At 69.4% G+C, this 16,279-nt stretch carries 12 protein-coding genes; 7 read left to right on the forward strand and 5 right to left on the reverse strand.

Annotated features, from left to right (window positions below):
- Positions 1-16 precede the first annotated feature (16 nt).
- Both AC1D1A_RS11830 and AC1D1A_RS11835 read left to right on the forward strand, forming a co-directional pair.
- Positions 17-811, forward strand: a complete 795-nt coding sequence (locus tag AC1D1A_RS11830; protein ID WP_476947794.1) for a sulfite exporter TauE/SafE family protein — start codon at positions 17-19, stop codon at positions 809-811.
- A gap of 67 nt (positions 812-878) precedes the next feature.
- A complete protein-coding gene (locus AC1D1A_RS11835; protein ID WP_476856451.1) occupies positions 879-2,291 on the forward strand; it encodes a pyridoxal phosphate-dependent decarboxylase family protein in 1,413 nt (470 codons plus the stop codon).
- Positions 2,292-2,308: 17 nt separating this feature from the next.
- Here the strand turns inward: AC1D1A_RS11835 and fdhF are convergent, their stop codons facing one another.
- From fdhF to AC1D1A_RS11860, 5 genes are all read right to left on the reverse strand, one after another.
- Positions 2,309-4,984, reverse strand: a complete 2,676-nt coding sequence (gene fdhF / locus AC1D1A_RS11840) for a formate dehydrogenase subunit alpha (protein WP_476947795.1) — start codon at positions 4,982-4,984, stop codon at positions 2,309-2,311.
- Entirely contained in the window at positions 4,972-6,672 is a 1,701-nt protein-coding gene (locus tag AC1D1A_RS11845; protein WP_476947796.1) for an NAD(P)H-dependent oxidoreductase subunit E, read from the reverse strand. Before AC1D1A_RS11845 ends, fdhF begins: the two co-directional genes overlap by 13 nt.
- An 84-nt stretch (positions 6,673-6,756) precedes the next feature.
- A complete protein-coding gene (locus AC1D1A_RS11850) occupies positions 6,757-7,842 on the reverse strand; it encodes an aminoglycoside phosphotransferase family protein (protein WP_476947797.1) in 1,086 nt (361 codons plus the stop codon).
- 78 nt (positions 7,843-7,920) lie between these two features.
- Complete coding sequence (locus AC1D1A_RS11855; protein WP_223914023.1) at positions 7,921-8,649, reverse strand: VIT1/CCC1 transporter family protein; 729 nt, start codon at positions 8,647-8,649, stop codon at positions 7,921-7,923.
- Between the two features lie 79 nt (positions 8,650-8,728).
- Positions 8,729-9,973: a DUF4439 domain-containing protein gene (locus AC1D1A_RS11860; protein WP_476947798.1), complete on the reverse strand. Its 1,245-nt coding sequence runs from the start codon at positions 9,971-9,973 to the stop codon at positions 8,729-8,731.
- A 105-nt stretch (positions 9,974-10,078) separates the two neighbouring features.
- Between AC1D1A_RS11860 and AC1D1A_RS11865 the strand changes: the two genes are divergently transcribed.
- The 5 genes from AC1D1A_RS11865 to rbfA all read left to right on the forward strand — a co-directional run bounded on the left by AC1D1A_RS11865 (position 10,079) and on the right by rbfA (position 16,143).
- On the forward strand, positions 10,079-10,696 hold the full coding sequence (locus AC1D1A_RS11865; RefSeq protein WP_028277119.1) for a ribosome maturation factor RimP: 618 nt from the start codon (positions 10,079-10,081) through the stop codon (positions 10,694-10,696).
- Positions 10,696-11,676 (forward strand): transcription termination factor NusA, encoded by a 981-nt coding sequence (nusA, locus tag AC1D1A_RS11870; RefSeq protein WP_018774503.1) that lies wholly within the window; start codon positions 10,696-10,698, stop codon positions 11,674-11,676. The genes AC1D1A_RS11865 and nusA overlap by 1 nt, the downstream gene beginning before the upstream one ends.
- 145 nt (positions 11,677-11,821) lie before the next feature.
- Entirely contained in the window at positions 11,822-12,277 is a 456-nt protein-coding gene (locus AC1D1A_RS11875) for a YlxR family protein (RefSeq protein ID WP_476859050.1), read from the forward strand.
- A 152-nt stretch (positions 12,278-12,429) separates the two neighbouring features.
- A complete protein-coding gene (gene infB / locus AC1D1A_RS11880) occupies positions 12,430-15,342 on the forward strand; it encodes a translation initiation factor IF-2 (RefSeq protein WP_223914021.1) in 2,913 nt (970 codons plus the stop codon).
- Positions 15,343-15,633: 291 nt separating this feature from the next.
- A complete protein-coding gene (gene rbfA, locus AC1D1A_RS11885) occupies positions 15,634-16,143 on the forward strand; it encodes a 30S ribosome-binding factor RbfA (protein WP_018774499.1) in 510 nt (169 codons plus the stop codon).
- Positions 16,144-16,279 lie beyond the last annotated feature (136 nt).

The following is a 16,279-nucleotide window of genomic DNA, read 5'->3' on the forward strand; positions in this document are numbered from 1 at the left end:
CGGGCCGCACTAGGCAATGGTCTCCGGACTCGAATCGATCCAGCTCGGAACTGTCATCCTGATCGTCGTGGCCGGCCTGGCGGCCGGATGGGTCGACGCCGTCGTCGGCGGCGGCGGGCTCATCCAGCTCCCGGCGATGCTCCTGGTGCCCGGCATCAGCCCGGTCCAGGCGCTGGCGACCAACAAGATGGGCTCCATCTTCGGCACCAGCACCAGCGCGGCCACGTACTACCGCCGCGTCCGGCCCGATCTGCGCACCGCCCTGCCCATGGCAGCGATCGCGCTGGCGGGCAGCTACGGCGGTGCGGCGCTGGCCGCCAACCTGCCGGCCAGCGTGTTCAAGCCGATCATCGTGCTGGCGCTGATCGCCGTCGCGCTCTTCACCGCCTTCCAGCCCGGCATCGGTGAGCTGACCAAGCTGCGCCACGAGGGGCACCGGCACTACGTGGTGGCCTGCCTGATCGGCGGCGTGATCGGCTTCTACGACGGCCTGATCGGTCCCGGCACCGGTTCGTTCCTGATCATCGCCCTCGTCTCGGCCATGGGCTACGCCTTCCTGGAGGCCAGCGCCAAGGCCAAGATCGTGAACGTGGCCACCAACGCCGGCGCCCTGCTGTTCTTTGTTCCGCACGGCGCCGTGCTGTGGGGGCTCGGGCTGCTGCTGGGCCTGGCGAACATGGCCGGCGGCTACCTCGGTGCCCGGACTGCGGTCCGGCAGGGGAGCAAGTTCATCCGGATCGTGTTCCTGGTGGTGGTGGGCGCGCTGATCATCAAGCTCGGTTCCGACGTCTGGCAGGACAACCTGTCCTAAGCCGCCTGGTTCCGCGGCAACCCGCACGGGACTCCCGGTCCGCTGGCCCCGGGCGTAGCATGCAGCTATGTCAGCAGGTGAGGAACGCTACCGGGATGCCCTCGAGGCCGCGGCCGGACACGCACGCCGGTGGCTTGAGAGCCAGGGAACACGCCGAATCGGGCCGCAGGTCACGGCGGCCGAGCTGGCGGCCGACTTCGGCGGACCGCTGCCCAAAGAGGGCATGCCGGCGGCGGAAGTGGTGGACTATCTTGCGGCCAAGGCCGAACCCGGGCTGATGGCCATGCCGTCCGGGCGGTTCTTCGGCTGGGTCATCGGCGGCACGCTGCCGGCGGCGCTGGCGGCCGACTGGCTGCTCAGCGCCTGGGACCAAAACGCGGGGCTGCGCTTCGCCACGCCCGCCACCGCCGCGATCGAGGAAGCCGCCGGCAAATGGATCCTTGAGCTGCTGGGTCTGCCCGGGGAGTCCGACGTCGGCTTCGCCACCGGCGCCACCATGGCCAACTTCACCGGCCTCGCCGCCGCCCGCTGGCGGCTCATGGCCGACGCCGGCTGGGACCTCGACGGCGACGGCCTCGCCGGTGCGCCCCGGATCCGCTGCTTTGCGGGGCAGGAACGGCACGACACCATCGACCTCGGCCTGCGATACCTGGGGCTGGGACGTCCCACCGTGGTGCCGTCCGACCGCCAGGGGCGCATCATCCCGGCCGAGCTGGATTGCGCCCTGGACCTTGCGCTCCGTGCGGGGGAGGACGGCCGCCCGGTCCCGGCCCTGGTGTGCCTGCAGGCCGGCAACCTGCATTCGGGCGCCTTCGACCCCTTCGCCGAGGCCATCGCCGTCGCGAAGGCGCACGGCGCCTGGGTGCACGTGGACGGGGCTTTCGGACTCTGGGCGGCCGCCGTGCCCGAGTTGTCCGCCCTGACCGCGGGACTCGGGCTGGCCGATTCGTGGGGGACGGATGCGCACAAGACCCTCAACGTCCCGTACGACTGCGGGATCGTGATCGTGCGCGACGCCCAGGCCCTGCGGTCGGCGATGGGGCTGCACACCAGCTACCTGATCCAGGCCGCGGACGGTGCCGGGGACCCGTTCGAGTCCGTGCCTGAGCTCTCCCGCCGCGCGCGGGGCGTCCCGGTGTGGGCGGCGCTGAAATCCCTGGGCCGCGACGGCGTCGCCAGCCAGGTCCGCACGCTCGTGCAGCGGGCCGCGCAGTTGGCCGAGCAGCTCGGGGCGCTGGACGGCGTGGAGGTGCTCAACGACGTCGACTACACCCAGGTGTCCCTGGCGTTTGGCGACGACGCCGTGACCCGGGCCGTGACGGAGAGGGTCATGGCTGATGGCCGGGTCTGGATGTCCGGGTCACGCTGGCAGGACCGCGATATCCTGCGGATTTCGGTGAGCAACTGGAGCACGGACGACGCCGACGTCAGAGTCGCCGTCGACGCCGTCCGCGACGCGCTGGCGGCGGTGCGGGGCTGACTGCGGGGGTTAGCGAGTTACGCGTGCGCGGAGATGCGGACCGCGGTCACCTTGTATTCAGGGCACCCCGTTACCTCGTCCTCCACGGCAGAGGTGAGGCTGTTGACTGTTGCGCCGGGGAAATGGAAGCCCGCGAACACCTGACCGGGTTCCACATCGTCCGTGATCCTGAGCCGCAGGACTGCCATTCCATGCCGGCTGTCCAGCCGGACAGTATCGCCGTCATTCAGTCCCAGCGCCGCCGCGTCCCCGGGCTCGACGTCGATCGTTTCGTCGGGGAGCAGGACCAGGTTGTCGGTCCGGCGGGTCATGCTGCCGGAGTTGTAATGCTCCGCCCTGCGCCCGGTGACGAGCAGGTACGGATAGGCCGCGTCGCACTGCTCGCCCGGCGGCAGGTACGGCCGCGCGGCCAGGTGTGCCAGACCGTCCGGGGTGGCGAACCGGTCCTGATAGAGCCGAGGTGTTCCGGGGGAAACGGCGGACCCGCACGGCCAATGCAGCGGGCCGTCGCGGTCCAGGCGTGCGTGGGATATTCCGCCGAACAGCGGCGCCAGGCTGGCGCACTCCGCCATGGCCTCCTCCGGTGTGGGGCATCCAAGGTCCGCCCCCATGCCGGCCGCGACGGCGTGCAGCACCGCGAAGTCTGTGCGGACGCCGGCCGGGGGCGCCACGGCGGCCCTGACCCGCTGGAAGCGCCGGTCGAAGTTGACGAACGTGCCGTCCTTCTCGAGCCAGGCGGCCACGGGAAAGACGACGTCCGCTGCGGCGGCCGTGGGGGAGAGGAACAGATCGTTGCAGATCACCAGCGGGCAGGCAGCCAGGGCCGCCCGCACCGAAGCGCTGTCAGGATCGGTGGCGAGCACGTCCTCCCCGATCACCCACAGCGCCTGCAACGCCCCGTCCCGGGCGGCCGCGAACATCTGCGGGATCCGAAGCCCTGGCCGCGACGGCACATCGGCCCGCCAGGCCTCGGCGCAGCGGGTCCGCGCTGCCGGGTCCAAGACCTTCTGGTAGCCGGGCAGCAGGTCAGGCAGAGCCCCCATGTCAGACGCACCCTGGACGTTGTTTTGCCCGCGCAGCGGGTTCACCCCACCGCCGGCACCCGGCCCGACGGCACCGCGCAGGAGTGCCAGGTTGGACAGGGTCCGGACACCGTCCGTGCCGTGCCGGTGTTCGGTCACGCCGAGTCCGTAGAAGATTGCCGGGACCAGCGCCTGACCGTACATCACGGCGGCGCGCACGAGGTCGTGCGCCGGGACACCGGAGATTTCGGCTACGCGTTCCGGCGGGTAGTCCTCGAGCAACCCGAGCAGCTCGTCATAGCCGTTGGTGTGGGTATCAAGGAAGGCGGAGTCCAGGAGCCCCTCGCGGACCAGGACGTGGGCCAGGCCGTTGAACACGGCCACGTTGGTTCCCGGCCGGGGCCGCAGGTGGACGTCGGCGTGCCGGGCGAGGAACGTGCGCCGGGGATCCACCACCACCAGGCGGGCGCCGTCCATGACCCGCTGGAAGATCCGTGAACCGACAACGGGGTGCGCCGCCGTCGGATTCGCGCCAACCAGGAGGATCACGTCGCACCGGTCGAGGTCATCGAATGCATTCGTGCCGCCGCCCAGACCAAACGTGGCGGCCAGGCCGGCCGCCGAGGGGGCGTGACAGAGCCGGGCGCAGTTGTCCACGTTGTTTGTCCCCATGACTGCCCGGGCGAATTTCTGGGCCAGATAGTTCTCCTCGTTGGTGGCCCGGGCCGAGGAGATGACGGCGAATCCGCCCGGGTCCGCGTCCCGGATCCCGGCAAGCCTGGCGGCCACGTAACCCGTTGCGGCCTCCCACGACGCGGGCGCCAGGGTTCCGTTCCTGCGGATCAGCGGGGTTGTCAGACGGTCTGTTGAACCCAGGAACCCGTGGGCGAACCGTCCCTTGACACACGCGTGGCCGCGATTCACTGAGCCCTCACCGGCGGGCCGGACGGTCATGATCACGTTGTCACGGGTGGAGACCTCCAGGGTGCAGCCGACGCCACAATACCCGCAGGTGGTCCGGGTCTGCCGTTCGATCGGCAGCAGGTTGAGCAGCCCGGGCTCGGACAGGGCGCCGGTGGGACACGTATCCACGCACGCCCCGCACGAGACACAGTCGGACTCCGCCCAGGGACCACCGGTGCCCGGCGCCACCACCGTGCCGGCTCCGCGGCCCGTGAGGGTCAGGGCGAACGTGCCCTGGATCTCCGCGCAGGCGCGGACACACCGCCCGCAGGCAATACAGAGATCGCGGTCAAGCTTGACGTACGGGTGGGAGTGGTCAAGTCCGCGCTCCGGCGGCGTGACGGCACCAGACGGGGCAGTCACCCCGTAGTCGGCGCATTGCCGGGCCAGTTCGCTGCGGTCGGCCGGGACGTCCAGCGCCCGGGTCGGCAGCCCCGCGACGATGGCCCGCAGGGCATCCCGCCGCAACGCCCGGGACGCCTCGACGGCGACGCGCAATCCGTCCTCCGCCGGGGTGCTGCAGGCGGCGGCCGGGCCCCGGCCGGTGATGTCGACCAGGCACGTACGGCACGAGGCCACGGTGGTGAGCCGGTCATCGTGGCACAACGTCGGGAGGGCCAGGCCGGCCGCCCGCACAGCATCGAGCAGCGTGGCTCCGGCCGCGACCTCGACCAGTCGGCCGTCGACAACGAGTTTCACGACGGCCATCCGTCCAGGCCGTAGACGCGGGCGAGGCTTAACACCGCGGACGGCACCCGGCGGCCGAAAGCGCACAGGCTGCCCGCCGCCATCGTGCGCAGCACCTCGCCGCGTTCCCGGCGGATATCCGGCCCGTCAGGCCGCTCCGACAGGGCCCGGCCGCGCCATGTCCCCACCCGGCAGGGCGAGCACTGCCCGCAGCTCTCCGCCGCCGCAAAGTCCCACAGGTTCCGCAGCACCTGCTCGCCCGAAAGCCTGTCATCGAAGGCGACGATCCCTGCGTGGCCGAGGGCCGCTCCCCGGCTGGTGAGGGCGGCATCGCTCAGGGGCACGTCCAGGTCGGCGGGGCCGAGGAAGCCGCCCAGGGGGCCGCCGATTTGCAGTGCACGCATCGCTGCCCCGTCCCGAAGCCCGCCGCCGAGATCTTCCACGATCCGCCGGACCGGCGTGCCGATCTCCACCTCGTAGGCGCCGGGCCGGAGAAACCGTTCGGACAGGCAGGCGACCACCGTGCCGGCCTCGTCCGCGGTCCCCATCGCGGCGTATGCGGCTCCGCCGTGCTGCACTATCCACGGCACCGCACTGAGTGTTTCCACGTTGTTGACTACGGTGGGCCGTCCGTGGAGCCCCCGTGCGGTGGGAAACGGCGGGCGGGGCCGCACGACGCCGCGCAGGCCTTCGAGCCCGTTCAACAGGGCCGTTTCCTCGCCGGAGACATACGACCCCGCGCCAACAGCTACGTGGATCTCCAGGCTGAATCCGCTGCCTCCCGCGTCCGGGCCGAGGTGCCCGGCAGCGCGTGCCTCGAGCAGCGCTTCCTTCAGGCGGGCGACGGCGTGGGGATACTCTGAGCGGACAAACACGACGCCGGTTTCCGCGCGGACAGCGAAGCAGGCCAGGGCGAGGCCTTCGAGCACCCGGTGCGGGTCCTGTTCCATGAGCAAGCGGTCCGCAAAGGAACCGGGGTCGCCCTCATCACCGTTGGCCACAACCACCCGCGGTGAAGGGTGTTCCAGTGCGGCCCGCCATTTGGCGGCGACGCGGAAGCCGGCTCCGCCCCGTCCCTTCAGACGGGCGGATTCGACCTGGCTGAGGACATCTTCAGGTGTTCCTGCGGCGACGACGCCGGGCCAGGCCGACCATGGCGTCGAGGCTCCCAGCAGCCCGGCGGTCACCACAGCGTACGCACTGTCACAGGACACCGGGATGGGCGGCGCCTTCCGCGGTGACGACCCCTGCAATTGGGCCGCCAGGTCGGGCCCCGCACACGCGTCCTCGCCGTCGAGGGCTGCCGGTCCGCCGAAGCAGTAGCCCAGGCAGCGCACTTCCTGGAGCGATACGGCGCCGTCCGCGCTTCGGCTCCCCGCCTCCACTCCCAGCGCGGCTTCCACTTCCGCCATGTGCCTGCCGCCGGACGCCGCGAAGCAGGCGGCTGCACCGCATGCCCGGATGTGCCGGGTTCCGTGCGGCGCGGAGAAGTCGGCGAAAAACGATGCCGGTCCCTCGGCCGCTGCGGCGGGCAAGCCGAGCGCACGGGCGATCTCGGCCGGGGAGGTAACGGAGCCGCGGAGCATACTCTTGATCTCCACGATGGGCCGCTCGAAGCGGGCGGCATACCGGAGGAAAGGATCGTCATTGTCCCGACCCTCCTGCCCGGCAGGTTCGGCGGCTGAGCGCCCGCCACGGGGTTCGTGCATGTGTCCAGCCTTCTCCCCGGCACCCCCGGTCGGGGAAGAGCCAAAAGTCCCCGGATCGCCAAGTGCTGAAGGAGCCGGCTGCGGCTAGTGCTGGTCCGCCGCCCAGTGGGCCATGTCCTGGCCCGGATCGGGCAGCTCCTGCGGGGCGGGCAGGCCGGGAAGCGTCCGGCCCGCCAGCGTGCTCGCCACCCACAGCGATCGGGCCAGATCGCCGTCATAGTGGCGCTGCGAGGCATACCAGAGGGCGTTCTCCACCTCGCGCGCCAGGCTCCACTGCCGGGCGGCCTCGGCGTCGAGCCCGGCTGCGGCACTGAAATCCCCGCACCGCGCGAGCAGGGCCCGTCCGGGATCCTGCTGCGGCAGTTCCCGGAGCCTGTTCCACAGCACCGGGGCCACCGCGAACTCCGCCTCCCCGATCATGGGCTGGGGATCAATCGCAGCGTACTCCGGCGGCGGTGTTTCCTTCCGGGTTGCCGGCTCCGGGACGCCGGGCCGCGCCAGGATGTTCAGGTAGTGAAGGTCCGCGTGGACCAGGACGTCTTTGCCGGACCGCCGGCCGACGGCGCCGCGGGTCTGGCAGACCTCCAGCGCCGCCTCGAGCAGCCAGCGTGGGAACGGCCGCCCGAGGTGTTCCCACGCCTCCGGGAATTCATCGCTCCACCGCTCGGCCCGTGCCGCCACGTGGTCGATTTCCAGCCACTCCGGCCGGCCGTCCGGGGCCACGCTGAGCTGGCGGACCACGCCGCCCCACGCGGTCACCGCCGTGTCCAGCGGGACATCCAGGAGGGAGCGGCAGGCGTCCAGGCGCTCCAGGAGCAGGGCGCAGGAACCGGCGTCGGCGGCCAGCAGCCTGACGGCGCCGTGACCTCCCCACAGGGCGAGGGCGTGGTGTTCGCGGGTGGCCTCCTCATGCGGAAAAGCCAGCTTCAGCACGGCTGCCTCGCCCTTGCCCGGGGACCCCTGCCCGTCCCGGCGCCGCACGGGAATGACGACGCCGCCGTGCCCGTTCCAGGGAAGGGCACCCGGTTCCAGATCCGGCTCCAGGTCCCACTGGTCGAGGAATCGCCCGATCAGGTCAGGAAGTGCCGCCAGCCAGGTGCGTCCCGCAGGGGTACGGGCGTACCGGCGGGAAAGATCAGGCGGGATGGGGACGTCTGGGATCGCGTTCACGGGACCTATCGTAGGGCCGGAGGGGTCGCCGCTGCGTTGGCGGGCCTCGGATGGTTCCTCTGGGACCGGGGGGGGCCTTTAGACGATGCCGCTCGCGCCGAGCGCGTTGCCGATCGCGAACGTTGCCACCAGCGCAACGGCGCCGCCAATCACCACGCGGATCGCTGCTTTGAGCTTTGAGCCGCCGCCAATCCACGCGCCCACGGCGCCGGTGGCGGCCAACGCCACGAGCACGGCCACGAAGGTCAGCGGAATCCTGATGCTTTCCGGCGGCAGCAGGATGGCCAGCATGGGCAGGATTGCACCGGCGAGGAACGCGATGGCAGAAGCGAACGCCGCGTGCCAGGGGCTCACGATGTCGGTCTCGTCAATATGGAGTTCGGCCGAGAGGTGCGCGCCGAGCGCGTCGTGCGCCGTCAGTTCCTTGGCCACCGTCCGTGCGGTCGCGGGGCTGAGGCCCTTGCCCTGGTAGATCGCCGCGAGCTCCTCGAGCTCTTCCTCCGGCTGTTCCTCCAGTTCCCGGCGCTCCTTTTCGATCAAGGCGTGCTGGCTGTCCTTCTGGCTGCTGACGGAGACATATTCCCCGAGCGCCATCGAGATAGCGCCGCCCACCACGCCCGCGGCGCCCGCGAGCAGGATTGCTCCGGTGTCGGTGGTGGCGCCGGCGACGCCGACGACGATCGCTGCGACGGAGACGATGCCGTCATTGGCCCCCAGGACGCCCGCGCGGAGCCAATTGAGGCGGTGTGCGATGTCATTGTGGTGCGGCTCGTTCTCGTGCTGGGTTGCGGCGCCGGTCGTTTCCATGCCTACAGCAAATCACCCGGCGCCGGGGCATGCCAGTATTCCAAGGCTTACCAAAATAAGCCGAGGCTTGCTCCGGCGTTCAGCCCGCGGGCTGCGACGGCGTTTCGCCCGCCGGCCGCGTCGGCATCGAGGCCCTGTCCAGGCCCGGCAGGGCGCCGGAATCCGCACCCCACTGCACCGCCCGCTTCGCAGACCCGAACAGGGCAGCGATGGCCCACTGCCGGGTCCCGCCCTCACTCAGCGCCACGAGGTCGCCATAGACCGGCAGGGCGGCGGCTTCCAGGTCGCCGAGGCCGGCGGCGGGGGAGGCCAGGAAGGACGGCTCCAGCGCGTAGCCCGCCTCACGTGGTGGCACCGCGGAACAGTGCAGCCGGCTCAGGGATTCCACGGCGCCAAGGAGCGCGTCATGATGGGCCAGTTCCTCGGCCGCGGATTTCGCCGCGTCGCCACCGAGCCGGGTCAGCGCCACCTGGTAGCCGTAGATGGTCTGCGCCTCGGTCCGCGCAGCCGACGCCAGGGCGCCGCCGAGGCTGGACGCGGCCGCGGATGGCTCTCCTTCGGGCTGCGCTGCTGTGGACGGTTCTGCTGCGGCCGGACCCTCTGTGGAGGGCGCCGTCGCGGACGGCGACGGGCAGGTGCCGGACACCTGCGGCGAGGTTACGTCGGCTGCCGGCGTCGCCGTTCCGGTGCCGGCGGCGAGGGCGGACGCCTGCAGCAGCTGAGCGGTGCCGACGGCGGCCAACAGCCGTGCCATGCCGCCGTCGACCTTGGCAGCGTCCGCGAGGCGCTGGCGGCCGCTGTCTGCCAAGGCCGCCACCAGCCCGGCTGCGGTCGCCGGAAGAGGTGCGGCGGACGCCCCGGCGCCGGGTTCTCCGGAAGCGGACGGAGTCGAAGCGGCGGAGGACGCTGCCGGGGGCGTTGCCCGGCCGGAGGCGGCAGCCGCGCCGGCCGGGTCCGCAGGACTTTCTCCCGGCGCCAGCAGCGCTTGCGCCTGGAGTGTCAGCAAGGTCACAGTCCGCCCGATGGCGGCATTCCCGGCAGCGGCCGGACGGCCATCCGCGCCCTCGGCCGGGCTGTCTTTTGAACCGGCCCGGGCCGCGGTGCCAAGCTGGCTGCCGGCGTCCAGCAGTTGCCGGGTTTCGGCCAGTGCGGCGGCGCGCGCCTGCTCAGAAAAGGGCGGCGCCGCAGGCTCCGGCGGCCTGGCCGGCGTCAGGACCACGCCCAGGCTCACCACCACCAGGGCGAGGCACACCAAAAGCACATAGCGGGGGAGCGACCGGGGAAAGTGATCCTGCCATCGCTTTTCCCTGGTGTCGTCTTTCACAACAGACCATGTTGTCATGCCGGCCCGGAACTGCGTGCACCACGCCGCCTGGAAAATCGCTAGGCTAGTACACACAACATCATCTAGCGGGAGGCGGCCGGCATCATGACCAACGCAGAAGCCACGACTTCAACAGACCGGACCGGGACGGGGAAGGCTGAAGCCGCAACCGTTCAAAATGTCGAGGCCGAGCGCCTTCACGCACTCCTGGAACCCGCAGTGCTGGCGAACCGGCTGTACCTGGAGGACGTATCCATCCATGTCGCCGGCGCCAACCGGGTGGTCCACGTAGTGGTGGACCTGCCGCAGGAGGAGACCGGGGGCGTCGGGCTCGACGTCATCGCCGAGATCTCCAAGACCCTCTCGGACACCCTGGACAACGACCCCAGCATGGACGCGCGCCCCTATGAGCTCGAAGTCTCTTCACCCGGCGTCGGCCGTCCACTGACCGAGGAGCGGCACTGGCACCGCGCCCGCGGGCGGATGGTCAACGTGAACGTGATCCAAGGCGACAACGTCACCGGCAGGGTCCAGTCCGTCGACGATGGGGGAGTCACCCTCGTTCCGGAAATTGCCGTCAAGAAGGGCATGAAGCCCAAACAGGGTGAACCCGTCAAGCTTCCTTTCGACAGGATCCGCAGCGGAAAAGTCGAGATAGAGTTCAGCCACCTCGAAGAGGCCGGCTTGGAAAAAGCAAACAATGGACCTTCTGAGGAGGCCTGATGGATATTGACATGAGCGCACTGAGACTCCTGGAGCGTGAGCGTGAAATCCCGCTGGATCTCCTGATTCCCACAATCGAGCAGGCACTGCTCGTGGCCTATCACAAGACCCCCGGCGCCTTCGAAAAGGCCCGGGCCGAGCTCGACCGCAAGAGCGGCCACGTGACCATCTGGGCCACCGAGATCGACGACGACGGCGCCCCGATCGGCGAGTTCGAGGACACCCCCGCGGGCTTCGGACGCATCGCGGCGAGCACCGCACGGCAGATCATTCTGCAGCGCCTCCGGGACGCTGAGGACGACAACGTGCTGGGCCAGTTCAAGGGCCGTGAAGGTGAGCTTGTCGCCGGCACCATCCAGCAGGGCAACAACCCGCACATGATCCAGGTGAACCTGGGCACGGTGGAGGCACTGCTGCCGCCGCCCGAGCAGGTTCCCGGCGAGAAGTACATCCACGGCAACCGGCTGCGCGCTTTCGTGATCGACGTCCACCGCGGCACCAAGGGCCCGTCCATCACGCTGTCGCGCTCCCACCCCGGGCTCGTCCGGAAGCTCTTCGAACTCGAAGTTCCCGAGATCGCGGACCGTTCGGTCGAGATCGTGGCGCTTGCCCGCGAAGCCGGCCACCGCACCAAGATCGCCGTGAAGGCAAACACCCCCGGCGTGAACGCCAAGGGCGCCTGCATCGGTGAAATGGGTTCGCGTGTCCGGGCGGTCATGACTGAACTGAACGACGAGAAGATCGACATCGTTGACTACAACGACGATCCTGCGACCTTCATCGCCAGCGCCCTCTCGCCGTCGCGCGTGAATTCGGTCACAATCACCGACGAGGCGACGCGTTCGGCCCGGGTGGTCGTTCCCGACTACCAGCTCTCCCTCGCCATCGGCAAAGAGGGCCAGAACGCCCGTCTCGCCGCCAAACTCACGGGATGGCGAATCGACATCGTCTCCGACGCCGCCGTCAACACCGGCAAATAGCGCAAGCGCGCAAGCGCACGAACACGGGCCGCGGGCCGCCATCGCGGCCCGCGGCCTGTGTGCGCTCTCACGGGTTAGCCGTGATTTCCAAGCTGACCGGCATGCCTGGGTTCGGGACCCGGGCGCCGGAGGGGCTAGAATAGACATGACCGCGCCTAACGGCCGGTATCCGTGTGTCTTTGGCGCGTCTGGGTTTTTCCCGGATTCCCGGGACGCGGTGATTCACCAAGCAGCTGTACTGGCAGGAAGATACTCGAACGTGGCACATGTGCAACACCTCGGGAATCAGCCGCAGCGCACCTGTATCGGATGCCGACAAAAAGGATCGCGGTCGGAGTTACTCCGGCTCGTCGCCGGCGCCGGTGGTTCGTCCGCCGTCGTGGTGGATGAACGACGCCGGATGGCTGGCCGGGGAGCATGGCTGCACCCCAGCGAAAAGTGCCTGGCACTGGCGGTCAAACGTCGAGCGTTCGGCCGCGCCCTCAACGGCGCAGCCGGTACGGCCGATGTTGAACGCCGGATCACTGCCGGCACGGAAGCCGTGGGCACCCCGGTGGCCGCAGCAACAACCGTCCAACCTGAAAGCGGGTCAGAAAACTGATGGAAACCCGATGAGTTCCCAGCGATGAGTGCGCAACGATGACAACTTTGTTGCGCTCTGCAATGGGCCTTTCAGCTGCATTCGCGGCGGAGGCCCGCAGTAAGAAGTAGACGGTTCGTGCCTGGCTCGGTGCGGACCGAGACAGGAGAAATGTGGCCAAGGTCCGCGTACATGAGCTTGCTAAAGAGCTCGGTATTACTTCCAAAGATGCAGTAACCAAACTGCAGGAACTGGGCGAATTCGTTCGCTCCGCCTCGTCAACAATCGAGGCTCCCGTTGTGCGGAAACTGCGCAACGCTTACCCCGACGCCCCCGCAGCTTCGAAGTCCGAAGCTCCGGCGTCCGCCCCCCAGGCATCTGCCAGCCCGGCAGCGACCCGTCCGGCGCCTGCACCCGGCCCCGCTGCGCCCGCAGCGCCGGCGGCTGCAGCACCCAAGGCTGAAGCTCCGGCTCCGGCCGCTGCGGCACCTGCCGCCGCGCCCGCCGCTCCGGCAGCCCCCGCCGCCCAGGCTCCGGCAGCCCCCGCTGCCCAGGCCCCGGCCGCTCCGTCGACGGGCGTCAAGCCCGGCGCGCGTCCGGCCCCTAAGGCCGAAACCCCGGCTGCTCCGGCACGCCAGGGTGGTTCTGCACCGCGTCCGGGCGGTCCCCGTCCCGGCAACAACCCGTTCGCCACGTCCCAGGGCATGCCCCGCGGCCGCGGCGGCGACAACGAACGTCCCTCGCGTCCGGGCAACAACCCGTTCGCTCCTTCCCAGGGAATGCCCCGTCCGGGCGGAAGCCGCACCGAGGGTGAACGCCCCGGTGGTCCGCGCCCCGCAGCAGGCGCTGGCGGCCCCCGTCCGGGTGGTCCCCGTCCGGCAGCAGGCGCTGGCGGCCCCCGCCCCGGCGCCCCGCGTCCGGCCGGCGCTCCCGGCGCCGGTCGTCCGGCAGGAGCCGGCGGCAACCGCCCGACTCCCGGCATGATGCCTAACCGCACCGAACGTCCCGCACCCGCTGGTGCCGGCCGTCCCGGCGGCGGAGGCCGTGGTCCGGGCCGTCCGGGTGGCGCTCCGGGTACCGGTGCTCCCGGTGCCGGTGGCGGCGCTCCGGCCGGTGGTGGCTTTGGTAAGGGCGGTCGCGGTCGCGGCGGCACCCAGGGCGCCTTCGGTAAGGGCGGCGCAGGCCGTGGCAAGCAGCGCAAGTCGAAGCGTGCCAAGCGTCAGGAACTGGAGCAGATGAGCGCTCCGTCGCTGGGTGGCGTGAGCGTACCCCGCGGCGACGGCAACACCGTAGTCCGGCTTCGCCGTGGCTCGTCCATCACGGACTTTGCCGACAAGATCGAGGCAAACCCGGCAGCACTGGTGACGGTCCTCTTCCACCTCGGCGAAATGGCCACGGCCACGCAGTCGCTGGATGAAGAGACCTTCGCCCTGCTCGGCGAGGAGCTTGGCTACAAGCTCCAGGTTGTGTCCCCGGAGGACGAGGAGCGCGAGCTGCTCTCCACCTTCGACATCGACTTCGACGCCGAACTGGAAGCCGAAGGCGATGAAGACCTCGAGGCACGTCCTCCGGTTGTCACCGTCATGGGTCACGTTGACCACGGTAAGACCCGACTGCTCGATGCCATCCGCAAGTCCGACGTTATGGCGGGCGAGCACGGCGGTATCACGCAGCACATCGGTGCCTACCAGGTCACCCACGCCCACGAAGGCATCGATCGCAAAATCACCTTCATCGATACTCCGGGCCACGAGGCGTTCACCGCCATGCGTGCCCGTGGTGCGAAGGTCACCGACATCGCCATCCTGGTGGTCGCAGCGGACGACGGCGTCATGCCGCAGACCGTTGAAGCCCTCAACCACGCCCAGGCGGCCAACGTGCCGATCGTCGTGGCCGTGAACAAGATCGACAAGGAAGGCGCCAACCCGGACAAGGTCCGCGGCCAGCTGACCGAGTACGGCCTGGTTCCGGAAGAATACGGTGGCGACACCATGTTCGTGGAGGTCTCCGCCCGCCAGAACCTGAACATCGACGAGCTCCTCGGCGCCGTTCTGCTCACCGCAGACGCTGCCCTGGACATGCGCGCCAACCCGAACAAGGACGCCCGCGGTATCGCGATTGAAGCCAACCTGGACAAGGGCCGCGGTTCCGTGGCCACCGTCCTGGTTCAGTCCGGTACCCTGCACGTCGGCGACACCATCGTGGCAGGCACGGCCCACGGCCGCGTCCGTGCGATGTTCGACGACGACGGCAGCGCCCTGACCGAGGCCGGCCCGTCCCGCCCCGTGCAGGTGCTGGGTCTGTCCAACGTCCCGCGCGCCGGTGACACCTTCTTCGTGACCGCTGACGAGCGTACCGCCCGCCAGATCGCCGAGAAGCGTGAAGCTGCCGACCGCAACGCCGCCCTGGCCAAGCGCCGCAAGCGCATCAGCCTGGAAGACTTCGACCAGGCCGTCGCCGATGGCAAGATCGACACCCTCAACCTCATCCTCAAGGGTGACGTGTCCGGTGCCGTGGAAGCCCTCGAAGACGCGCTGCTCAAGATCGACGTCGGCGAGGGTGTCCAGCTCCGCGTCATCCACCGCGGTGTCGGTGCGATCACGCAGAACGACGTCAACCTGGCAACGGTCGACAGCGCCGTCATCATCGGCTTCAACGTCAAGCCCGCCGAGCGTGTTGCCGAACTGGCAGACCGCGAAGGCGTGGACATGCGCTTCTACTCCGTCATCTACGCAGCAATCGATGACATCGAGGCAGCCCTCAAGGGCATGCTCAAGCCGGAGTACGAAGAGGTCCAGCTTGGCACCGCCGAGGTCCGCGAAGTGTTCCGTTCCTCCAAGTTCGGCAACATTGCAGGCTCGATCGTCCGCTCCGGTGTTATCCGGCGCAACGCCAAGGCCCGCATCAGCCGCGACGGCAAGATCATCGGTGACAACCTCACCGTTGAGACGCTCAAGCGCTTCAAGGACGACGCAACCGAGGTCCGCACGGACTTCGAGTGTGGTATCGGTCTTGGCTCGTTCAACGACATCACCGAAGGTGACATCATCGAGACCTTCGAGATGCGCGAGAAGCCGCGCGTCTAGGTTGGTTTAGCAGTACAGGTGCGGGGCCGTTGGATTTTCCGGCGGCCCTGCACTTTTCCGCCGTAGAGGGGCCCCGCCCCTACGCTGGGTGGCCGACGTCTTACGACGTCGGCCACCCAGCTCCGGCAGGCCCGATGCCACTCCCGGGCCCCCTCCACGGCTCCAAAGGGCCGCCGGAAGAATCCAACGGGAGTCCGTCGTAGACTCGCCTTAGGCGCGTGGCATGAAAACCCAACTGGTGTACGGCAGCCGTTACAGCGCCGTCGTACATCCAAATTTTTAGGAGTGGAAATGGCTGATCCCGCACGGGCTGCCAAGTTGGCGCAGCGGATTAAGGTTGTCGTTGCTGAGGCGCTGGGCCGGAGGGTGAAGGATCCCCGCCTGGAAGGCGTCACCGTGACCGACTCGCGGGTGACCAACGACCTGCAGCACGCAACTGTTTACTACACCGTGTTCGGTGACGAAGTGGCCCAGGCCGATGCCGCCAAGGGGCTGGAGAAGGCCAAGGGCGTGCTGCGGCAGGAAGTCGGGCGGAACATCACCGTGCGGCTGACTCCGACGCTCGAGTTCGTGGCTGACCAGATCCCCGTCAACGCCTCGAACCTTGAGGAGCTGCTCCGGGCGGCGAAGAAGCGCGACGCCGAGGTGGCCGCGCTTGCCGAAAGTGCCAAGCACGCCGGCGACGCCGATCCTTACAAGAGTGACACTCCGCAGGACGTGGAGCTCGACGAGGACGACTTTGACGAAGAGGACCTGGACCTCATCGACAACGACGCAATCGATGAGGACCGCAACAAGTAGGAATGCCTTCAACAGCAGGGGCCGGAACCGGTAACGGATCCGGCCCCTGCTGTCGTATCCGTTCGGAAAGATCCAGCTGCCGTTGCCGGTGACCCGGGATCCGGGTGAAAACCGCCTCGAGTCTGTCCGGGAGCGG

Source organism: Arthrobacter sp. P1_B9, from assembly GCF_056406495.1.